Genomic DNA, 22,297 nt, shown 5'->3' with positions numbered 1-22,297 from the left:
TTTTGACTGCTCATTCAGGTAGCGCATCGACATCGATGTCGGTTTCGATATCGGTCCACGGCAGGCCATGCTCGTTGAGAGCAGCCATGAATGGATCGGGATCAAACTCCTCCATATTATAGACGCCGGCCTTCATCCAGTTGCCCTGACACATCATCATCGCACCGATCATGGCAGGCACACCGGTGGTGTAGGAGACAGCCTGCGCATTGGTCTCCTTATAACACTCCTGATGATCACAGATGTTATAGATATAACGCGATGCCGGTTTGCCATCTTTGAAGCCTTTGACGATGACGCCGATATTGGTTTTGCCAACCGTGCGCGGGCCGAGAGACGCCGGATCGGGCAGCAGCGCTTTGAGGAACTGGATCGGCACGATCTCGCGCCCTTCAAACATGATCGGCTCAATCGAATCCAGACCGATATTGCGGAACACCTCCAGATGCTTGAGATAAGCATCACCGAAGGTCATCCAGAAACGCATGCGTTTGACACCTTTGAGGTTGATGGCGAGCGACTCCATCTCCTCATGGTAGAGCAGGTACATGTTCTTCGGGCCCACCTGATCAAAATCAAACTGCTTTTTATACTGCATCGGTCTGGTCTCAATCCACTCGCCATTCTCGAAGTAGCGGCCATTGCTGCTCACTTCGCGGATATTGATCTCAGGATTGAAGTTGGTGGCAAAAGCGTAACCGTGATCGCCACCGTTGCAGTCGAGGATATCGACATAATCCATCGTATCGAAATGGTGCTTCTGCATATAGGCGGAGAAGACATTGGTGACACCCGGATCAAAGCCGGAGCCGAGCAGCGCCATCAGTCCCGCTTTTTCAAAACGCTCGCGGTAGGCCCACTGCCAGCTGTACTCGAACTTCGCCTCATCCAGCGGTTCATAGTTGGCGGTATCGAGATAGTGAACGCCGGTCTCCAGGCAGGCATCCATAATGGTCAGATCCTGATAGGGCAGGGCCACATTGATAATCATAAACGGTTGTACCTGTTTGATCAGCGCAACCAGCTCAGGCACATTATCGGCATCCACCGCTGCGGTCTGGATGGTGCGGCCGGTCTTCTCACGCACCTCCAGAGCAATCTGGTCACATTTGGACTGGGTGCGGCTGGCCAGACAGATGTCGGAGAAGACATCCTCATTCTGAGCACATTTATGAGCCACCACGCGGCCGACGCCACCTGCACCGATAATCAGAACCTTTTTCATAATAGAGACCTTCATCTGAAATGTTTTCGCCTTGCTGGCGGCTGAGTAATCTAATACCGCAAGCGGCCTGCGACTAGTCTGCATCTATGCGGGAGTGAATTATACGATTATCATGGCGCCATGTTTGATTTTACTGATCGGGATCTGAAAGAGCCCCACGATATTCGCATTATCGGCGCCCCGTTTGACGGTACCGTCTCATTCCGCCCCGGCGCAAGATTCGGCCCTGCCGCCATTCGCGACGCTTCTGATGGTGTTGAGACCTACTCCCCCTACCTCGATAGTGATCTGGAATCGATTCACTACGCCGATGCGGGCGATCTTGAACTGCCGATGGGCGATACCAAATCGGTGCTCGCCATTATCAGGGAAACGGTGGATGAGTGTCTGAATGATGATGTGATCCCCTTTATTCTTGGTGGCGAACATCTGGTGACACTGCCTGCGGTTGAGATGGTCTATGAGAAGTATCCCGATCTGGTGGTGGTACAGCTGGATGCCCATGCCGATCAGCGTGAAGATTATCTCGGTACTGAGCTCTCCCACGCCTGTGTGATGCGTCGTATCTCCGAATTGATTGGTGATGAGAATATTCGCCAGCTCGGTATCCGCTCGGGCACCAAACGTGAGTATGAGGTGATGAACAGTTTCGGTACGCTGACCACATTCCGGGCTGATGATCTCGATGAGCTGGTTGAGTGGATCGCTGAGCGGCCGGTTTACCTGACTGTTGATCTGGATGTTTTCGATCCGGCCTGCTTCTCCGGTACCGGTACCCCCGAACCGGGTGGCATCGACTGGTGGACATTCAACCGCTTTATCAAGGTGATGCATGCGGTTGATATTGTTGCGCTCGATGCGGTTGAGCTTGCACCGATGCTGGATAGCTCCGGCTGCTCTTCAGTGCTGGCGGCCAAGGCGGTACGTGAGATGCTGCTGCTGGCTGGCAGCGACATCGCTTAAAATTTAAGGATGCTCTGAATAACTACATCCGTGTAGGTATTCAGCAGGCAAAGGAAAAAGTGTCATTATTCCTTTGCTCACAACATCAAGCACTGAGAGTGCATGATGTTGGCAGGCCATCCATAGCCTGCTCGGATACTCTGACTTTTTCAGAGTATCCTTAAATCAACTGATAAAGGAATATCTTATGTTCAGAACCAACGAATACTTCGATGGCAATGTGAAATCCATCGCATTTGCAACAGCAGATGGGCCTGCAACGATCGGTGTCATGGCTGAGGGTGAGTACGAATTCGGCACCTCATCCAGAGAGATTATGTCGGTCACCTCCGGTCAACTCGATGTTAAACATCCGGGCACCGATGTCTGGGTCTCCTACGTGGCCGGTGATCAGTTCACTGTTGAGAAGGGTGTGAGCTTCGGCGTTCGCTCCATCGGCCAGTCCGCCTACCTCTGCCTGTATAGATAATTCGCTCCCCGCAGGGGAGTTATGAACGAATACGGAACCAGCCGGTCAGGCTCAGACGATCGCGCCTTGATGGCAGCACCTCATGCGGGAACCGCTCGCTGATAAAGGTGACCAATCTGCCGCCCAGCGGCAGAATCTGCATGGGCAGGGGCAGGTCGCTGGCATCGTTTCCCTCATATATCTTCAGTGCGCCGCCATCCTCCTCCTGCCACTCCTGATTAAGGTAGAGGATGCAGGTGACAACGCGCTGCATTGATCCGATAAAGCGGTCGTAGTGGATGTCATAGGAGGCGCCCGGTGGATAGAGTGCAAAGTGTCCTTCGAATTCGAACAGTCCCAGATAGAGGTTGCGGTTAATCTCTCTGCGCAGCGTCTCCAGATCGAGGAGATAGGGGAGCTGAACGGCAGTCGGCTTCTCACTCTCCAGCCATAGCACCCGGTCATTTCGGATCTCCGGACGCAACTGCATGGAAGCTCCGCGTCCAACCCTGGCATGGCGGAAGGCACCCTCATTATACAGTTCATGAGCCTCTCTGGAGATGCTGGCGACCAGCAGCGGTGAGAGAAAATCATCGCAGATAGATAGCCCCGTCTCGATCAGATCAGATACGATTCGGTCGAATTTGTTCGATGAGCCGTTGTCGGTAGTCACTGTTTGGATCATTTGGTACCCACGATCATATTTTATCACCCGGATTTAAGGCGTCATCATTATCGATTGGCGTGCCCTTTCAGGCAATAGTTGTTGTGCGCGTTGCGCTACTCAGGCACCAGCCAGCCATACTGCTTTGTTCCTCTGCCAGCGGTCAGGTGTTCACAGATCCAGTCCAGTGAATCCTGCATCGGCTTTTCAGCATGCCAGGGGGGATTAACGATCAGCATGCCTGAGCCATACATCTGCATCTCGGGAAAGCAGTCGCCGCAATCGAGTTCAATGCGCAGGATTTTTCGCATGCCTGAAGATTTCAGCGCTCTGAACAGATCAAGGTGGCGCTGAGCCGGTAGCAGCGGATACCAGATCACATAAACACCGGTTGCAAATCGGCGGTGCGCCTCAATTACCGCTTTGGCGATAGACCGATACTCCTCTTTCACCTCATAGGAGGGATCAAGAAAGATCAGGCCGCGTTTCTCTTTCGGCGGCAATAGCGCTTTGAGTGCCTCAAAGGCGTCTCGCTTAAGCAGGCTGAATCTGCGATTGGCCTGAAATGAGCCACGCAGTTTATCAAACTCCTGCGGATGCAGATCGCAGGCAGTGAGGCGATCCCCTTCTCGAGCCATATGATGCAGCAGCGCGGTGGAGCCGGGAAAGCGGTTGAATCCACCCTCCGGATTTTCTGCGGCGATCAGCTTGAACCAGCGCGCTACCCCTTGTGGGCTGGCATGATTACGCAGCTCCCAGAGTTTGCCGATACCGCTCTCAAACTCCCTGTTCTTCAGCGCCTGCTCTGAATCCAGTGCATAGATGCCACGGCTGGCAAAGGCATCGAGCATAAACATTGGCTTCTCTTTATTGAACATGCCGGCCACCACATCGCCGAGAATGATATGTTTCAACAGATCGGCGTGATTGCCGGCATGGTAGGAGTGTTGATAGCTGAGCATGGCGCCACTCTGAATGGATCGCTTCATAATGCATAGCGGATAGCGCAAGCAATAAGATGCATAATACAATAGTTGTAACATGCAACTAAAGTGCGTAAGGTTCGGCCCACAGGAGAGAAGTATGAGTGAATCAATTCTGGATTTTCAGCTGGAGCAGGCGATCGGCCTGAATGTGAATCGCACGGCATTTCTGATGACCGAAGAGATTGCCAGACGTTTCAGTGCCAACGGCTACCCGTTGGCGGCTCAGGATTTCGGCATTCTGTTTCGCCTGATGAAGCAGGGGCCGATGACACAGGTGGAGATCACACAGCTTTTGATGCGTGATAAAACCACCATCACCCGCCGTATCGACGGGCTGGTGAAGAAGGGATTGGTGGAGCGCAATCCATGCCCGGATGATCGGCGCTGCTTTCGCGTGGGATTGACTGATGCGGGGCATCAGGCGCTGGCAGTGATGATTCCGCTGGTACGAGATTTCCAGCTGGAGGTGCTCAGTGATATTCCCGATGCAGAGAAGGCGATTACCATCAAAACACTGAAAGCGATTTCAGAACGATTAATTGCAATCAGATAATCAAAGAGACAAGGAGAATATAATGAAAAAAACTACACCGCACTGGATCGCCATTGGAGTGTTGCTAACAATATTGGCTGCGGGGGCATTCAAGGTGATTGTACTCGGCAACACAGAGAAAGCAGAAGATGGCCGCACGGCTGTCATTCTTGAACCGGCAGAGCGACAGGCTGTGCTGGAGGAGATGAGGCTGCTGCTCGAGACAACCCAAACGGTTGTTGAGGCACTGGCCAATGATGATCTGGCAGCTGTAGAGGCGGCGGCTCGCCCCATCGGCAGTGCTGCCATCGCTACCGTCGATTTCAGACTTCGTGCCAAATTGCCACTGGAGTTTAAAAAACTTGGCTTTGGCACCCACTACGCCTTTGATGATATCGCCAATATGGCCAGGGCAGGAGAGCCGTCTAAGAAGATTCAGCTGAAGCTGGCTGAAACCATGAACAACTGCATCGCCTGCCACGCCAGCTTCCAGCTGCCTGAAGTAACAATCAATAAGTAGAGAAAGGAGAATATAATGACTACAGAACGCGTAATTCGAATTATCGCAGGATTTTTTATCATGCTCTCAGTAACCCTGAGCTCAATCTATAACGGCTCAGTGCTGAACGAGCCGACCTGGCTCTGGTTCACCCTGTTTGTGGGTGCCAACCTCTTTCAGTCCGGCTTTACCCGCTGGTGCCTGATGGAGAAGATCCTTATCAAGCTGGGTGTGAAACCCGGTGGTGCCTGTGGCAGCTGCGAAAGCTGATTCATATGAATCAGAGTCTATCCATGACCAGTAAAGTGATCATCTGGCTTGCCGCCGCCGTAGCCATCATCTTTGGCATCTTAACCATCAAATCAGGCGGGCAAGTACTGTTCGGTGATGAGAGTTACAGGGTTGCAGCAGGCAACTATGTACCCTTTGTGCTCTGGTTTAACTTTACTGCTGGGTTTGTCTATCTGATTGCGGGTGTCGGTCTCGCCCTGCGCAAGCCATGGGCTGCGGGTCTCGCTCTGGTGATTGCAGTTGCCACATTGTTGGTTTTTGCCGCTTTTGGCCTGCATATCTTTGCTGATGGTGCCTATGAGATGCGCACAGTAGCAGCAATGACACTGCGTTCCACCATCTGGACGGTGATATTTATTCTGGCCTATCGTCAGTTGATTGGCAGACACGCACAGTAAGCTTTGATGCTGTAATCGAGTGAGGTCTGCGACAATATGCCGCGGCTGGTGACGGTTGTCTGTATGGTGGTTAGATGTAATGTGCCAATATGATATCAATTTAGAATATGTTTATGTGAAGTTATACGGGAGTGTTAAGGAATAGCATCCCGGGGAATTGCTGGATGCAGAAACGAATAAAATACGCCCTTGTGGGCATGACGATAGTGCCATTGTTTGGCCGGATTGCTCTGCATGGCACAGGGCATGAGGATGAGATATTCAGATTTCTGGTGCCTATGATGGTTGGTGGCGTAGCCGGGTTCCTGATTGGCCTGGCCAAAGATCGTGTGCAAACGAGTCTTGCCCAGTGCCGTTCCATTCTCGATGCGATGCCCTATGGCGTTGTTCAATGCAACAGCTCAGGCCAATTACTGTTTGCCAATCAAAAGATATGCGACATCCTTGGATGTAGTAAAGATGAGTTGCTGGGTTCCCACCTGTGGAAGTTCTGCTCGAGTGATCTTTGTCGAAGCTCACTGCAGACGTCATTCGCACAACTGGTAGAGAGTGGTAGATTAACTCAGGCAGTATCGGGATCTTTTAACTCCAAAACAGGCGAAAAATCCAAGGTGGAGTTCCACTGGAATCACCAGGGGCATTTTGACGCATCGCTGGGCTGCCACGCCTATACCGCCACCATCATCAATGTCACCAGTCAGGTGAAATCGCAGCGGTTGCTGGAGAAGCTGTCTCAGGTTGTTGAGCATGCTGATGAGCTGATCTTGCTGACCGATCGCAATGGGATTATCGAGTATGTGAATCCGGCACTGGAGCGGGTATCAGGTTATTCGGCACAGGAGTTGATGGGTAAAAAGCCTTCGATGCTGAAAAGTTCAGCTCAGGATGCATCGGTCTATCAGCAGTTATGGCAAACGATTGTATCGGGTCAGACCTGGCGCGGCACGCTGATAGATCGCCGTAAGGATGGCAGCTTTTATCCGGTGGCGATGACAGTTTCACCCATTCTTAACGATCAGGGTGAGATTGCTGCCTATGTTAGTGTGCAGCAGGATATGACGGAGCGTCAGGAGCTCGAAGAGCAGCTGTTGCAGTCTCAAAAGATGGAGGCACTCGGGACGCTCGTTGGCGGTATCGCCCATGATTTCAATAATATTCTGGCGGCAGTTAAAGGTCACACCTATCTGGCAAGAGGCGAAATGGATGATCAGAAGAGGTGTGCTGAGCGATTAAGCAGTGTGGATGCACTTACCGATCAGGGCTCGGAGATGATTCAGCAGCTGCTTACCTTTGCCAGAAAGGATCAGCTTGAGAAACGTATCTTCTCGCTTAATAAATTTATGCGGGATGGGTACCGACTGGCGAAATCGATTATTCCTGAAAACATTGTACATGAAACAGATTTCTGTGATGACGAACTGTTTATCTATGGGAATGCAACACAGTTTCAACAGGTGATGATGAATCTGGTGGGTAATGCCTGTGATGCCGTGGCGAACGTTCAGAAGCCAAAGACTCGCTGCACACTCAGTCGTTTTTATGCCAATGATATTTTTCGTAAACGGCATCCTGACCTGCAGGGAGATCATTTTGCCAGAATCAGCGTTTCAGATAACGGGGTGGGCATAGATCCGGAGCAGGCATCCAAAATATTTGAGCCCTTTTATACCACCAAAGGGGTTGGCGAAGGTACGGGGTTAGGTCTGGCGATGGTCTATGGTGCCGTCAGTGGACATGGTGGCGTGATTGAGGCTGGAGCCGATGAGGGGTGGAGTACCACCTTTTCAATCTATCTGCCACTGAGTGAAAGTGAGGGGCAGCGTGATGTGTTGGAAGAACATGTTTCTACTGCTGCATCAATAGGTGGACTTATTCTATTGGTCGATGATGAGGCATCCCTGCGTCATACCCTGCGCGAGGTGCTGGAGAGCCATGGCTATCAGGTGATTGAGGCTGGCGATGGCGAAGAGGCGCTACAGCTGTTTCAATCCAGGGCAAAGGAGATTGCACTGATTATTACCGATATTGTGATGCCGAAAATGGGTGGCATCGACTTTATTGATGCGGTCAGGGCTATAGATCAGAATATGCCGGCAATCTATATCAGTGGTTATGAGGGAGGGGCTGAACAGAGGCGTCTGCTGGCTGAAGATACTCAACAGAGTTGCGTGATGAATAAGCCATTCCAGATCTCTGCATTAGCAGCAGCCGTAGGCGAGATGATTGCGGCTCGTGATGGGTGATCAGGGCTCTGACACTGCAGAGCCCTGACTGTACTTAGTAACGCAGGAAACGGGCTCTGATGCGTCCGGCCTGATTGCTGAATTCAAAGACAGCAAGACCAGAGAGAATCAAAACTGTTCCCGCGATGATGTTCAGGGTTATCGGCTCATTGTTAAACAGATGACCCAGCCCCAGAGCACTGAGGGGTGTGATCAGGGTCAATAGCGCAACTTTGGTCGCCTCCACCTTGCTCAGTACATAGTAGTAGAGAGCAAATCCCAATACTGAACCGAGCAGGGCAAGGTAGCCGATCGCAGCGAATGTGCGAATGGATATTTCACCAGGCAGTTCAGCCCCGGCAAAAAACCATGTCATCAGAAACAGTGGTGCTGCAAACAGCAGTCCGCCACTGGTCATGACAATGGCAGGCAGCTCTGCATTGATACGCTTGATCCATACTGCACTACCACAATGGATGATTACTGAGATCAACATGCCAGCCACACCCAGGGCCGCTTGATCGTTAAGCTCAAGGCTGCTGCCGAAGATCATCGCCAGGCCAATAAGCCCTGTCAGCATGCCAATGCTTTTCGTTGCGGTCAGCGTCTCACTTTTAAGCCACAGCTGCGCCATCAAAGCAGTAAACAGCGGCGACAGGCCGAAGATGACAGAGATCCAGCCTGTCGGAATAAATTGAGCAGACCAATAGGCGCTGATCATGCCGCCATAGATACCGATAGCCGCCGCAGTGTAGGCGAGCAGGGCGCGACGGTGCCATTTAAGTCCGGAACCCAGTAGTGCTGCCACAATGAGTGCCAGCACAGCGCCGATCAGCATTCGGCTGGTAACACCGAAAACAAATCCGACCTCCTGGCTGCTCCACAGAATGGCAAGCGGGGTGGTGCTCCAGATGATAATGACGCCTAAATACGCCGATGGCACAGACATGGTTTTCTCCTGTTTATGAATAACCACGAAGACACAAAGGGCACAAAGAGACCCTATGAAGAAGATGTATGAGAGAACAATCTAAGTCTCTGCTCTTACTTTGTGTCTCTGTGCCTTCGTGGTAAAAGTTTTAAAATGCAGACCAAAAAAAACGGCCACGGATTCAGCAAAACCCGTGGCCGTTTCAGCAGCAGTAATTTCTTTAGTGAATCAGAATACGCTTGGACACAGGGAAGCAGTTCGGCGGGCCACTAGCCAACCGAAAGGTGCAATCTTCTTACGTGAAACGTTTGTATTCATGCGGGCAATGGTGGCGTGCAAGGCCCTTTCGTCAACAAAGTGACACACATGTGTGGCAAAATGGCCCACCATGGTTTTTCCGTGGTGGAGTGGCAACGCTTAAGGGGGTGAAAAATGGACTGTTGCTTATCAAACTCTGATGTATTGTCGGCAATGTGATGATTGGAGGTGGTCAGATGCAGTTGATGAAACAGGTTATGGTGATCCTTGCGGCGTTATTGTTACTCGTCAGCTGTGCATCGGTATCAGAGAAAAATCAGAAGCTGGCCGAGCAGAGTATGCAGAAGGGGGATTATGCCTCGGCTTTTGATCAGGCCTCACACTCGCTTCATGCAGAGATTGGCAACCATAAAGCCATCGCCCTGTTTCCCGCCATTGCAGAACATGCATTTGCGCAGAAGCTGACAGAGATAGACCACTACAGGGCTGCGGCCAACTGGGACCGGGCTGCTTATGGTTATGATCGCATCATCGACATGAATCGTACCGTACAGAGCATTCAGGATGCGATGCGCACCTATGCACAAAAAGTGCAGGTGACCAGGGCCAGGCGAGCAGCGATGAACCAGCTGTTGGCAATTCGCCAGCACGATGTGGCAGCCCTGCGTGATGAGGCTTATGAGCGGGCTGCTGCAGGCCATTACGGCAATGGTAAGCGCTATCAGGCGGCCAGAGATTATCGTCAGGCAACACAGGAGTTTAACCAGGCCCTCTCCTTTGTGAGTGGTTACAGGGATGCCATCAAACTGGCCGCTGAGACCAAACACCTTGCCGATCTGGCTGATGCGAGAATCGAGTATGCAAAAGGGGGGCAGGCGATCCGCACCCATGACCACCGCGCTGCCGCCACTGCCTTTGCCAGAGCCGATGCCTTTATTCGCGGTTTTAAAGATGCCCATCAGTTGTCCATGAAATACATGGCAATCGCTGACCAGGAGGATGCGCTTGCCAACTATCTGCAGGGTGAACGGCTGGCAGAGGCACACCACTACAGGGATGCAGCCGCAGCTTTTACCGCCGCACTCGGCTTTGTCCCCGATTTCCGCGATGCGACGCAACTGGCTACTCACTACACCGACCTTGCCAATCGCGAGGATGCTCGCAGGTCCTACCGCGAGGGTGAGCGTTTGATGGATCGTCAGGAGTTTGATCAGGCGGCTATTGCCTTTGACAAGGCCGACCGTTTTGTACCCGGGTTCCGTCATGCCCGCGATATGGCTGCGAGGGCCAGATCATATATAGCGCCGGAGTTTTTCGAGCTCAGAGGTCTGGTTCAGAAGAGTGTGGATAATGGCATTCCGCTAAGCTGGTTGAGAGATGTGCATCAGGGTTATGCTGAAGATGTGAAGATCTCCACTATACGCATCATCAGGCAGGGCCGCTTTAATACAACCCATGAATACTGGCCCTACAGGTTGCAGGTAAAAGGGGTCTGTGATCTGGAGGTTGCAAAAGGCAATGAGCAGAAGCTTGCCTTTGATACAGTCGTTGATTACCGGGTCTTCCGCGATGATTTTGGTGAGTGGCGAGCCACCTTTCGCTGACAGGCTGTGCATAACTGAGGAAGGATAAACGAAAAGGCCTGCCGGGGGAGGGGAGGGTGGCAGGCCTTCGGTAACTTGTTGGTGTTACTAGTATAGATAGTATATATAGATAAGCAAACTAAACCTCTTTGAGCGGATGAAGTAATCTTCATGGTTGATTCACAAGAGGCTAACCCGCAACTGCGCATTGTCCCGGTTGTCCGGAGCCGATCACCCTCCCTCCCCTCCCTCGATTTCTCCGGACATTCGTTCTCCTGATGGAGAATAGTAAGGCCCCGACTGATGTCGGGGCCTTTTTATTATATCTAAAAGTGGCAGAGAGTATTGCCCGTTTCTTTCTCAAAAACTGGCTATAAACTGCCGCCGACTTCGGGGTTGCCGAGGATGCTGCTACACACTGTTTTGTTTCGGGAGAAACCATGCGAATTGAACTGCGGATCGCCAAAGAGTTGAACGTCAACGAGCGCCAGATTGTGGCAGCTGTCGGGCTTCTGGATGGTGGTGCAACGGTGCCGTTTATTGCCCGTTATCGTAAAGAGGTGACCGGCGGGCTGGATGATACCCAGCTGCGTTATCTTGAAGAGCGCCTGCGTTACCTGCGCGACCTGGAGTCGCGCCGGGCTACAATCCTCAAATCGATCTCAGAGCAGGAGAAGCTTACCCCTGAGCTGGAGAAGGTGATCAAGGCGGCTGAAACCATGGCGCGTCTGGAGGATCTCTATCTTCCCTATAAGCCAAAGCGCCGCACCAAGGCGCAGATCGCCCGAGAGGCGGGTCTTGAGCCTCTCGCTGAATTACTGCTGGCCGATCCTGCGCAGAATCCGACGACTCTGGCAGAGTCATACATCAATCTTGAGCACAGCATCGAGAGTGGTGAGCTTGCCCTTGATGGTGCACGTCAAATCCTGATGGAGAAGTTCGGTGAAGATGCCGACCTGATCGGTCGCTTGCGTGACTACCTCAGTAAACATGCACTGCTGGTCAGCACGGTCATCACCGGCAGAGAGGAGGAGGGTGCCAAGTTCGCCGATTACTTTGATTATCGTGAACCGCTGAAACGCATTCCATCGCATCGGGCGCTGGCGCTGTTTCGTGGGCGCAACGATGGCATTCTCAGCGTGAAGATGCTTGAGGATCATGAGGCTGAAAGCCGTACAACGGCCGGTCACTGTGAATCTGCAATAGCCAGCCATTTCCGAATCAGTGATCGCGGCAGGGCTGCCGATAGCTGGTTGCTGGAGACCGTGCGCTGGGCATGGAAGGTGAAGCTGTTGATGCGCCTTGAGCTCGACCTGTTTATCGAGTTGCGCCAGAAGGCTGAGGAGGAGGCGATCAGGGTGTTTGCCAATAACCTGCGCGATCTTCTGCTGGCTGCACCGGCCGGACAGCGTGCCACGATGGGGCTTGATCCGGGTCTGCGTACCGGTGTGAAGGTGGCAGTGGTCGACCCTACCGGCAGAGTGCTTGATACCACGACCATCTATCCGCACGCCCCGGCCAAACGCTGGGATGAGGCGATTGCGGCACTGGCTGTGCTGGCCGATAAACACCATGTGGATCTGGTTGCAATCGGTAACGGTACAGCCTCGCGTGAAACCGAGACGCTGGTGAAAGAGCTGCGCGAACGCTTTGCGCAGCTGCATCTTACCCAGGTGACGGTTTCTGAAGCCGGTGCATCGGTCTATTCAGCCTCTGCAGCAGCAGCTCAGGAGTTTCCTGATCTGGATGTATCCCTGCGCGGGGCAGTATCCATTGCCCGCAGGCTACAGGATCCGCTGGCAGAACTGGTGAAGATTGAGCCGAAATCGATTGGAGTCGGTCAGTATCAGCACGATGTCAGCCAGAGTCAGTTGGCTCGCAGTCTGGATGGCGTAGTTGAGGATTGTGTGAACCACGTCGGTGTAGATATCAATACAGCCTCGGCAGCACTGCTGACCCATGTGGCAGGTTTGAGTCGTTCGATGGCAGAAAATATTGTTCGTTTCCGTGATGAGAAGGGGGCTTTCAACAATCGCCAGCAGCTTCTCAAAGTGCAGGGCATCGGGCCGAAAAGCTTTGAGCAGGCAGCCGGATTTTTGCGTATCAATAAGGGTAATAATCCACTGGATGCCTCTGCGGTGCATCCGGAGGCCTATCCTGTGGTGGAGAAGATCGTGGCCCGAACAGGCCGGGCGGTGGCTGAACTGATGGGTAACCGCGAGTTTCTGCAGCAGCTGAAAGCAGCCGATTATGCGGATGAGAAATTTGGGCAGATCACCGTCTCCGATATTCTGCTGGAGTTGGAGAAGCCTGGCCGTGATCCTCGTCCTGAGTTTAAGACCGCGAAGTTCAAGTCTGGAGTAAAAGAGATACGCGATCTGCGTGAAGGCATGATCCTGGAAGGAGTGGTGACCAACGTTGCCAATTTCGGCGCATTTGTTGATATCGGTGTGCATCAGGACGGACTTGTCCACATCTCCGCGCTGACCAGTCAGTTTGTCGATGATCCCCGTAAGGTGGTCAAGACCGGTGCAGTGGTGCAGGTGAAGGTGCTGGAAGTGGATGCCAAGCGTAAGCGCATATCCCTGACCATGCGTCTGGATGATCAGCCGGGGGCAGTTGAGAAAGAGCCCCGTTCAGAAGGTGGTCGCACTTCTCGTGGTCGTGGTGGCAAAGAGGGTGACCGGCCACGTTCGAACAGCTCACATCAGAAAGCTTCGCGCCCCAACAAGCCTAAAACGGCCAAAGATCAGGTGAAACAGAAGCTGGAACGCAACAAGAAAAAGCCAATGAGCGCTTTGGAGGCCGCCTTCGCCAAGGCATTGGCTGATAACTGATCGTTAAAGGCGAGCTCTGCTTCTCCTTTTTTTGAGCATGTGACTGTGTAAGTTTTACGAGGGAAACGAAAAGGCCTGCCTGGGGGGGGGAGGGGGAGAGGCAGGCCTTCGTTAAGTTGTCGTGATCATTGCACTGGTATTATGGCCTATAACGATCTGAACCCTTTACGAAAAGGTGGGCGCAGCATCCCCGCATCAGGTATCCCGAATTCGGGATTCACACAGCGAGGATAGACGAGCTCCCGTTCAGTACGCATCGGCCCAACCTTATAAGCCATAAAACCAGTGTAACGAACCGTTATCAATCTATGAGCATATATGATGCCAACATTGCAAAAGTGGCACATTAATCTGCAACAGTAAGCATGAATTTTTTTTCATGGGCAATTCATAGTGGTATCACACAGTCGCACTAACGTACGGGTTGTCCGGAGTCGGTTTTCCCTCCCCTCCCTCCTAACCCTCCGGATACTGATTTATACTCGTGTTGAGAAGTGCAAATATGGCCCCGGACCCTCCCCCGGGGCCTTTTTTTTGTTCGTCGCACAATTACAGATTATCCGCACAGCTACTGAATTGTTTTTGCTGCTCTCTTTTTTGGACAAAAAGGCAGGAGCCGTTTGGTCGAGCTTTAGCTCGTCTGCAGGGTGAGGGCCATGACGGCCCGAATTAAAAGAGATGAAAAAAATACCACCATCATAGCAAGAGAGAACGCGCCTTCAGTTCTGATTTACTAAGACTGTTTTCCAGGGCTTCCACGATGAAGCTCTTTTGCCCTGTTGCGGAGGCCGGGCAGGGTGTTATTCGTCTTGCGAGAAGCTTTTGATGATGTAACCCCCAGACTTTTCATCCAGTTCAAGCACCAGCAGGCCACGCGCCTGCGCTTCATCGAGCAGCTGGCCGAAGCTGCGGAAGCCGTGGTAGCTCTCGGAGAAGCCGGGCTGACGCCGTTTCAGTGTCTGTTTGACCATCGAACCCCACACCTTCTCCTCTTCGCCGCGCTCTTTAAACAGATCCTCCAGCGTTGCCATCACCAGATCGATCCCCTCCTGTTTCAGCGTTTCGGGATCCTCTTTTACATCCGGGCTGGCGGCCTTGCTCCTGGGCTTGGTACTGCTGCGCTTGCGTTTGGCTTTACCTCTGGTTTCGGAGTCGCGAACCAGATCATCGTAATAGATAAACTCATCACAGTTGGAGGTGAGCAGGTCGGATGTCGAGTTCTTTACGCCGACACCGATCACCACCTTGTCATTTTCGCGCAGCTTGGATACCAGTGGTGAAAAATCGGAGTCGCCCGAGATGATAACAAAGGTATCCACATGCGATTTGGTGTAACAGAGGTCGAGGGCATCAACGACCATGCGTATATCCGCAGAGTTTTTACCGCTCTGGCGCACATGAGGAATTTCAATCAGTTCGAAGGAGGCCTCATGCATGGGGGCTTTAAATTTCTTGTAGCGCTCCCAGTCGCAGTAGGCCTTCTTAACGACGATGTTGCCTTTAAGGAGTAGACGTTCCATCACTTTCTGAATATCGAAGGCAGCATACTTTGCATCCTGCACCCCGAGAGCAACATTCTCGAAATCGCAAAACAGCGCCATGCTGCGGGTCTTGTTTTTATCGCTCATAAAACCTCCGAAGGGGTGGAATTTGATTGAAATCTGTCCTCTCTGGCACGTATAGCTGCTGAGGGTTGCCGTTACTGCCAGCGTTAACTCTCTTTCCTGCCCCATGCATTGAGCAGACGAATGCCATCGGTCTCAATTGTGATCTGTTTCTTTTTATAGAGGGCACCCACGGCCTTTTTATACATCTTTTTGCTGACGCCGAACTGCTGTTGAATCTCTTCTGGCGAACTTTTGTCGGTGGTGGTGATAAAACCGTCATTTTTTCTGAGTGCACGGATAATCAACTGAGAAACATCATCGGTCTTCTCACTTGGCTGGCTGTGCAGACAGAGGTCGATGCGACCATCCTCTCGAATGTTTTTGATGTAACCGGTCAGGCGCTCTCCGCGGCGGGGAGGTACCGCAACCTCATTGTTGTGCAGCAGGCCCCAGTAGGTGTCATTAACAATCACCTGATAACCGAGATCACTCTTGTTGGAGATAAAGATGGAGACCTCTTCTCCCGCCTCAAGTTCGCCCTCGGATTCTCGGTAGAGGAAATCATCGAGTCTGGCCGAGCCGACAATGCGATTGCTCTCCTCATCGAGATAGATGCGCACAACGTAGGATTTACCCTCCTCCATGCGCGGTTTCTGCTCTCCGAACGGTACCAGCAGATCTTTCATCAGCCCCCAGTTAAGAAAGGCCCCCATGCTGGTGACAGAGACAACCTTGAGCAGGGCAAACTCTCCAACCATGGCGAAAGGTTTTTCTGTCGTGGCGATCAGTCGATCTTCGGAATCACGATAGACAAAAACTTCAAGCTCGTCGCCAATATTGCACGGCACAGGCACATAACGGATTGGCATCAGAATTTCGCCCAGCTCACCGCCATCGAGATAGACACCGAAATCCAGCTCTTTCACCACTTTCAGTCTGTTCAGTCGGCCGATATCTGTCATAAAATACATCCCTGTAGAAGAATAGGGCGAAGGTACACGTAAAACGGCCCGACTGCATCGAAGAGTTAACCCCTGCAGTGACACGGGTATCATTGCGCCAAACATCTAAAGACGTACTCTTGGCTCATGGTTGGTCTGCTCTTTATCCTCGCCACTGCGGCTCTCTGGTTTCTTGTTCCCGATCAGTTTGATCGGCTGGCATTTGACCGCTTTGCCATTCTTAATGGTGAATGGTGGCGGCTGTGGAGCGCGCATCTGGTTCACTACTCCCGTGGTCATATGATAACCGACGTCGGCACGCTCTTTTTTCTCGCACTTGTCGTCGGCCGCTTTACCAGGGTGCTGCACCTGCTGATCGCGCTTGTGTTTGCCATGCCGGTGATTACGGCGCTGGTGGTTCTGATGGTGCCGGCTATGGAGTATTTTCGTGGTGCGTCGGCGATGGTGATGATGCTCTGGATGGTGGTTAGCTGGTACCTGATTGTTGAGAGCAGAGGTTTTAATCTGCAGTTCGTTCTCGGTTATGCACTTCTGGCGGTGCTGATCGGAAAGGTTGCCGTGGAGTATCTGGGGCTGATGCCACCATCTCTGGATATGCCGCGCGGTTATATCCCCCCCTGGCAGGTACACATCTTCGGTGCACTGGTAGGGCTGCTGGCTTTTAATGCTTTCTATCAGATCTATACGCAGCAGAACCTGCGTCGAATTGAGAAGATAAAGGCCAGAAAGAAGAAGGCCTTGCCAACCAAGCTGAAGGATTACAAATTACCGCAGACTCCGCAGCAGCCTGTAAATCGGAAATAGATCAGGCCTGCCTGTTCATCATCTTCTTTGCGTAGGAAAGAAGAGCGTTTAAGCTGCCGCCATGTCTGAAATTGCTGTAGCACTGGTTCATCATCCTATCCTTACCCGCACAGGGGAGACGGGAACCACCGCCATTACCTCGATTGATGTGCACGATTTTGCACGCTGCTGTGCCTTTTATGATGTGGCACCGGTCTTCCTGGTGCATCCGGCCGATGGCATGCATGCGCTGATTCACGACATGACAGATTACTATCTCAATGGGGCAGGCGGTGAGCGTAATCCCGGCCGCCGTGAGGTATTGCAGGCGATTCGCTGCGTCAAATCCATTGAGGAGATTCCTGGATTGGATGACTACAAGCTCTGGTACACCTCAGCGACGCCGCCGCAGGGGCAGACGATTGAGCCCTCAGAGATCCCGAGAATGGCTGGAAAACACCTGATTGTGCTGGGAACAGGTTGGGGTCTGGATAGCGAAAACATGCCAGATGCAAATGGATGGTTGTCACCGATAGAAGGTATCGGTAAAGTGCGCCACCTTTCTGTACGGGCTGCCTTGGCGATTTATCTGGATCGCTTGAAAAAAGGTTGAAAAATATAGGCCCGACAGTGGTTAAGTTTGGAGGCAAAACAAAATGCGTGCACTGGATGATGTAACTAAAGATCAGCTACGTGATGATATCCCGTCTTTCCGTGAGGGCGATACCGTCCGCGTAAACGTACGTCTTATCGATTTTAAAGACACCAAAAATGGCGTAGTGAGGACTGAACGTCTGCAGGCCTATGAGGGTGTTGTTATCGCCCGTCATAACAAAGGCATCTCCAGCAGCTTCACTGTCCGCAAGATTTCCAACAGTGTTGGTGTTGAGCGTGTATTCCCGCTGCACTCTCCGATGTTGGAGAGTATTACTGTAGTTCGTCACGGCCGTGTTCGTCGTGCCAAGCTCTACTACCTGCGTGATCTGCGTGGTAAGGCTGCCCGTATCCGCGAGCGTCGCTACTAAGACCAGACCGGTTGTTATCAGGCAACAGGATTTAAAGGGGGGCTTCGGCTCCCCTTTTTCTTTTTCTCACAGGCCATCATACACCTTGAATTTTCTGCTTGGTTTCCGTTCGTGAGATCATAGGATGCGGATATGACCGATCAGACCTCCTCAACCCCGATTATTACACTCAAAGGTAAAAGCGCGCTCTCCGACTTTCGGCGAGATAAGCTGCTTGCCGCGATAAAAGCGCTGGGAGTTGCCGATACAGCGATTCAGGCCGACTTTATCCATGTAGCAGAGGTGGCTGCCGGCTGGGCTGCTGATGATACGAAACGTCTTGCCGAGCTGCTGGGTGATGAGGTCGATCTGTTTGGCGATCATGCAGCCGATAACCTGTTTATTGTGGTGCCGCGTATCGGCACGATCAGCCCGTGGTCATCCAAGGCTACCGATATTGCAGGTCTCTGTGGCCTGGACGCGCTGGTTCGTCTGGAGCGTGGTATTGTCTACCATATCAGTGGTGTGCCACACGAGCTGCATGCCGAGGTCTCCGCGCTGCTGCATGATCGCATGACTGAGTCGGTACTCTCCGATGTCAATGAACTTGATCTTCTCTTTGCCCATCATGCACCGGCACCGCTGGTCAAAATAGACCTGCTGGGCGGTGGTCGTGCAGCCCTTGAAACGGCCAATCGAGAACTGGGGCTGGCGCTGGCCGAAGATGAGATCGATTATCTGCTTGAGAATTTCACGCGCCTTGAGCGCAACCCCTCCGATGCCGAGTTGATGATGTTTGCCCAGGCCAACTCCGAGCACTGCCGCCACAAGATTTTTAATGCCGACTGGGTGATCGATGGCGAGCCAATGGATCGCTCCCTGTTTGCGATGATTCGCAATACCCATCAGCTTAATCCTGAAGGCACGCTGGTCGCTTATAGTGATAACTCCTCGGTGATTGAAGGCGGCAAGTCTAAACGCTTCTATCCGGATCGCGATGGCCACTACAAAGCACATGATGATGATCTGCACATTCTGATGAAGGTGGAGACGCACAATCATCCTACGGCCATCTCTCCGTTTGCCGGTGCTGCTACCGGTTCCGGTGGCGAGATTCGCGATGAGGGGGCGACCGGCATCGGCTCCAAGCCGAAGGCGGGTCTGTGCGGTTTCTCCGTTTCCAATCTTCGCATTCCCGGATTTGAGCAGCCGTGGGAGGTCGATTACGGCAAGCCCGATCGTATTGTCTCGGCACTCGATATTATGATTGATGGTCCGATTGGTGCTGCAGCCTTTAACAATGAATTTGGCCGTCCGAACCTTGCCGGTTATTTCCGCACCTATGAGCAGGAGGTGGCAGGGGAGCTGCGTGGTTATCACAAACCGATCATGATCGCCGGTGGTGTTGGTAATATCGATGCCCGCCATGTCTATAAAAAAGAGGTGCCGGTTGGCAGTCTGATTATTCAGTTGGGTGGTCCGGCCATGTTGATCGGTCTTGGTGGTGGTGCTGCATCGAGTATGGATACAGGTGCCAATGCCGAGTCCCTTGATTTTGATTCCGTACAGCGCGGCAACCCTGAGATGGAGCGTCGTTGTCAGGAGGTTCTGGATCGCTGCTGGCAGATGGGTGATAACAACCCGATTCTCTTTATCCATGATATCGGTGCCGGTGGTCTCTCCAATGCCGTGCCTGAATTGATTGATGATGCAGGCCGTGGCGGCTGGGTTGATCTGCGTGCTGTGCACAATATGGAGCCGGGCATGAGCCCGATGCAGATCTGGTGTAATGAGGCGCAGGAGCGCTACATGCTGGCCATTGCACCTGAATCTCGCGCCCTGTTTACAGAGCTGTGTGAGCGTGAGCGCTGCCTGTTTGCTGTGCTTGGTGAAGCCAGAGAGCAGCGCGATCTTACGGTTCATGATCCTGAATTTGATAATCAGCCGGTTGATATCTCACTGAATGTGCTGCTTGGTAAGCCGCCGAAGATGGTGCGTGAGGTCACCCACACACCAAGCAAACATGAAGTTCTGGATCTGAGTGCCATTGATCTGAATGAGGCGGTTCAGCGCGTCATGCGTCTGCCTGCGGTGGGCAGTAAAGAGTTTCTGATCACCATTGGTGACCGCTCCATCACCGGCCTTGTAGCCCGTGATCAGATGGTTGGCAGATGGCAGGTGCCGGTCGCAGATGTGGCGGTAACTGCAACCGATTATACGAACTATACAGGTGAAGCGATGTGCATGGGTGAACGCACCCCCATTGCCGTTCTCGATGCGCCGGCCTCCGGCCGCATGGCAATTGGTGAGGCGCTGACCAATGTTGCTGCCGCAGCGGTTGAAAAAATCGGTGACATCAAGCTCTCGGCCAACTGGATGGCGGCTTGTGGTCACGAAGGTGAGGATGCGCGTCTGTTTGATACCGTGAAAGCGGTGGGTATGGAGCTCTGTCCTGAACTCGGTATCTCCATCCCTGTGGGTAAAGATTCACTCTCAATGAAATCGGTCTGGCAACATGAAGATGGCAAGCGTGAGATGTTCTCACCGCTGTCGCTGATTATCTCTGCATTTGCTCCGGTCTCTGATATCCGTAAAACACTCACGCCTGAACTGCAACTGGATCAGGGTGACAGCGATCTGATTCTGCTTGATCTGGGTGATGGCCAGCATCGTCTGGGTGGCTCTGCACTGGCGCAGGTTTATGGTGTGACCGGTGAAGCCGTCCCTGATGTTGATGATGCGGCACTGCTGAAAGCCTTTTTCAATGGTATCCAGTGTTTGAATAGTGAAGGGCTTCTGCTGGCGTACCATGATCGCTCTGATGGTGGTCTGTTTGCCGCACTGGCGGAGATGGCCTTTGCTGCCCGTACAGGTCTGAAAATTCATCTGGAGACATTGATGGGTGACCAGAGCGGTGATGAGGCACGCGTCCTCTTCTCCGAAGAGTTGGGGGCTGTGATTCAGATCCGCCGTGCTGATCGTGAAAGGGTACTGGTGCTTCTTGCTGATCATGGGCTTGCCCATGTGGCTCATATTATCGGTCATCCGCGCAACGATGGGCGCATTGTTATGGCTTGCCATGATCACGCTGTTTACAGTGAAAATGTACAGGTTCTGCAGCAGTTATGGGCTGAGACCAGCTTCCGTATGCAGGCACTGCGTGATAACCCATCCTGTGCTGAAGAGGCATTTAACGCGATCGCGAATACCGAAGATGACGGACTGTTTTCAGAACTTACTTTTGATCCGCAAGAGGATATCACTGCCCCCTATATTGGTAAGGCGAGGCCGAAAATGGCTGTGCTTCGAGAGCAGGGGGTAAACGGTCAGGTTGAGATGGCTGCTGCCTTTGATCGGGCCGGTTTTGATTGTGTCGATCTGCATATGTCCGATGTCATTGCAGGACGTCGCAGCCTTGATGAGTTTCAGGGGCTGGTGGCCTGTGGTGGTTTCTCCTTTGGTGATGTGCTCGGTGCCGGGCGCGGCTGGGCCAACTCGGTGATGTTTAATGGGCGGGCGCGTGATCAGTTTGATGCCTTCTTCCATCGCAGTGACTCGTTTGCGCTGGGTGTCTGTAACGGCTGTCAGATGATGAGTGGTCTGAAAACCATTATTCCGGGTGCTGAAAACTGGCCGAGTTTTGAGCGTAACCGCTCAGAGCAGTTCGAGGCGCGCCTGCTGCAGGTGGAGGTGCTCCAGTCGCCTTCGATCTTCCTTGATGGTATGGCTGGCTCGAAAATGCCGCTGGTCGTCGCTCATGGCGAGGGCAGAGCTGAATTTGCTACAGCTGATCAGCAGGCCAATGCCCTCTCGGCACTGCGTTATCTTGGCCCTGATGGTGCCGCTGCAACAAGCTATCCGCATAACCCGAACGGCTCGCCGAATGGTTTGACCGGTTTTACCACTGCCGATGGCCGTTTCACGATTATGATGCCGCATCCCGAGCGTCTGTTCCGTAGTTCCCAGTACTCCTGGAAGCCGCAAGGCTGGGGAGAGGATGGCCCGTGGATGCGCATGTTCCGCAATGCCAGAAAATGGTGCTGACCGCCCGTCTGTTAAGCGCTTTTAACTGGCGAAGGGTGGCAGGTTCTGATAACTTGCCGC

General features: G+C 52.7%; 19 protein-coding genes. 13 read left to right on the top strand and 6 right to left on the bottom strand.

Translation table 11 applies throughout. From position 1 onward, the window contains the following. Positions 1–10: 10 nt before the first annotated feature. Entirely contained in the window at positions 11–1,225 is a 1,215-nt protein-coding gene (locus F3F93_RS06380) for a saccharopine dehydrogenase family protein (RefSeq protein ID WP_176958409.1), read from the bottom strand. A 120-nt stretch (positions 1,226–1,345) separates the two neighbouring features. On the opposite strand from F3F93_RS06380, the gene speB reads away from it, so the two are divergent. Further along, positions 1,346–2,188 carry an agmatinase gene (gene speB, locus F3F93_RS06375; protein ID WP_176958332.1) on the top strand — a complete coding sequence of 281 codons (843 nt, stop codon included), beginning with the start codon at positions 1,346–1,348 and terminating at the stop codon, positions 2,186–2,188. Positions 2,189–2,375: 187 nt separating this feature from the next. Then, positions 2,376–2,657, top strand: a complete 282-nt coding sequence (locus F3F93_RS06370; protein ID WP_176958331.1) for a pyrimidine/purine nucleoside phosphorylase — start codon at positions 2,376–2,378, stop codon at positions 2,655–2,657. A gap of 19 nt (positions 2,658–2,676) precedes the next feature. Here the strand turns inward: F3F93_RS06370 and F3F93_RS06365 are convergent, their stop codons facing one another. Further along, the gene (locus F3F93_RS06365; RefSeq protein WP_176958330.1) at positions 2,677–3,321 is read right to left on the bottom strand and encodes a 2OG-Fe(II) oxygenase; all 645 of its coding nucleotides are present in this window, start codon (positions 3,319–3,321) and stop codon (positions 2,677–2,679) included. Between the two features lie 95 nt (positions 3,322–3,416). Next, positions 3,417–4,289, bottom strand: coding sequence for a 23S rRNA (adenine(2030)-N(6))-methyltransferase RlmJ (rlmJ, locus tag F3F93_RS06360; protein WP_241697019.1), 873 nt, complete (start codon positions 4,287–4,289; stop codon positions 3,417–3,419). 94 nt (positions 4,290–4,383) lie between these two features. Here rlmJ and F3F93_RS06355 point away from each other — a divergent pair, with 94 nt between their 5' ends. The 5 genes from F3F93_RS06355 (at position 4,384) to F3F93_RS06335 (ending at position 8,249) form a co-directional block, all read left to right on the top strand. Further along, positions 4,384–4,839: a MarR family transcriptional regulator gene (locus F3F93_RS06355; protein ID WP_176958329.1), complete on the top strand. Its 456-nt coding sequence runs from the start codon at positions 4,384–4,386 to the stop codon at positions 4,837–4,839. A gap of 22 nt (positions 4,840–4,861) precedes the next feature. Further along, positions 4,862–5,338 (top strand): hypothetical protein, encoded by a 477-nt coding sequence (locus tag F3F93_RS06350; protein WP_176958328.1) that lies wholly within the window; start codon positions 4,862–4,864, stop codon positions 5,336–5,338. A 15-nt stretch (positions 5,339–5,353) separates the two neighbouring features. Then, positions 5,354–5,587 (top strand): DUF2892 domain-containing protein, encoded by a 234-nt coding sequence (locus tag F3F93_RS06345; protein ID WP_176958327.1) that lies wholly within the window; start codon positions 5,354–5,356, stop codon positions 5,585–5,587. Between the two features lie 23 nt (positions 5,588–5,610). Then, a complete protein-coding gene (locus F3F93_RS06340; RefSeq protein WP_176958326.1) occupies positions 5,611–6,006 on the top strand; it encodes a hypothetical protein in 396 nt (131 codons plus the stop codon). 197 nt (positions 6,007–6,203) lie between these two features. After that, entirely contained in the window at positions 6,204–8,249 is a 2,046-nt protein-coding gene (locus tag F3F93_RS06335; protein WP_176958325.1) for a PAS domain-containing sensor histidine kinase, read from the top strand. Positions 8,250–8,283: 34 nt separating this feature from the next. Here F3F93_RS06335 and F3F93_RS06330 read toward each other — a convergent pair whose 3' ends face one another. Beyond that, positions 8,284–9,177 carry a DMT family transporter gene (locus tag F3F93_RS06330; RefSeq protein ID WP_176958324.1) on the bottom strand — a complete coding sequence of 298 codons (894 nt, stop codon included), beginning with the start codon at positions 9,175–9,177 and terminating at the stop codon, positions 8,284–8,286. 476 nt (positions 9,178–9,653) lie between these two features. Between F3F93_RS06330 and F3F93_RS06325 the strand changes: the two genes are divergently transcribed. Beyond that, positions 9,654–11,021: a hypothetical protein gene (locus tag F3F93_RS06325; protein WP_241697018.1), complete on the top strand. Its 1,368-nt coding sequence runs from the start codon at positions 9,654–9,656 to the stop codon at positions 11,019–11,021. A gap of 419 nt (positions 11,022–11,440) precedes the next feature. Beyond that, complete coding sequence (locus F3F93_RS06320) at positions 11,441–13,837, top strand: Tex family protein (RefSeq protein WP_176958323.1); 2,397 nt, start codon at positions 11,441–11,443, stop codon at positions 13,835–13,837. Positions 13,838–14,637: 800 nt separating this feature from the next. Here F3F93_RS06320 and F3F93_RS06315 read toward each other — a convergent pair. Both F3F93_RS06315 and F3F93_RS06310 read right to left on the bottom strand, forming a co-directional pair. Beyond that, positions 14,638–15,465: an NYN domain-containing protein gene (locus F3F93_RS06315; RefSeq protein ID WP_176958322.1), complete on the bottom strand. Its 828-nt coding sequence runs from the start codon at positions 15,463–15,465 to the stop codon at positions 14,638–14,640. An 83-nt stretch (positions 15,466–15,548) separates the two neighbouring features. Further along, positions 15,549–16,406 (bottom strand): S1-like domain-containing RNA-binding protein, encoded by an 858-nt coding sequence (locus F3F93_RS06310; RefSeq protein WP_176958321.1) that lies wholly within the window; start codon positions 16,404–16,406, stop codon positions 15,549–15,551. Positions 16,407–16,532: 126 nt separating this feature from the next. Here F3F93_RS06310 and F3F93_RS06305 point away from each other — a divergent pair, with 126 nt between their 5' ends. From F3F93_RS06305 to purL, 4 genes are all read left to right on the top strand, one after another. Then, a complete protein-coding gene (locus tag F3F93_RS06305; RefSeq protein ID WP_176958320.1) occupies positions 16,533–17,210 on the top strand; it encodes a rhomboid family intramembrane serine protease in 678 nt (225 codons plus the stop codon). A 61-nt stretch (positions 17,211–17,271) separates the two neighbouring features. Continuing rightward, positions 17,272–17,802, top strand: coding sequence for an RNA methyltransferase (locus tag F3F93_RS06300; RefSeq protein WP_176958319.1), 531 nt, complete (start codon positions 17,272–17,274; stop codon positions 17,800–17,802). A 43-nt stretch (positions 17,803–17,845) separates the two neighbouring features. Then, positions 17,846–18,214 carry a 50S ribosomal protein L19 gene (gene rplS, locus F3F93_RS06295; RefSeq protein WP_176958318.1) on the top strand — a complete coding sequence of 123 codons (369 nt, stop codon included), beginning with the start codon at positions 17,846–17,848 and terminating at the stop codon, positions 18,212–18,214. A 132-nt stretch (positions 18,215–18,346) separates the two neighbouring features. Beyond that, a complete protein-coding gene (gene purL, locus F3F93_RS06290; RefSeq protein ID WP_176958317.1) occupies positions 18,347–22,237 on the top strand; it encodes a phosphoribosylformylglycinamidine synthase in 3,891 nt (1,296 codons plus the stop codon). Positions 22,238–22,297: the final 60 nt, after the last annotated feature.

Source organism: Mariprofundus sp. KV (genome assembly GCF_013387475.1).
In the GTDB taxonomy this organism is placed as follows: Bacteria; Pseudomonadota; Zetaproteobacteria; order Mariprofundales; family Mariprofundaceae; genus Mariprofundus.
The sequence above is the reverse complement of the archived record's forward strand: the minus strand, read 5'-3'. Positions and strand labels throughout refer to the sequence as shown.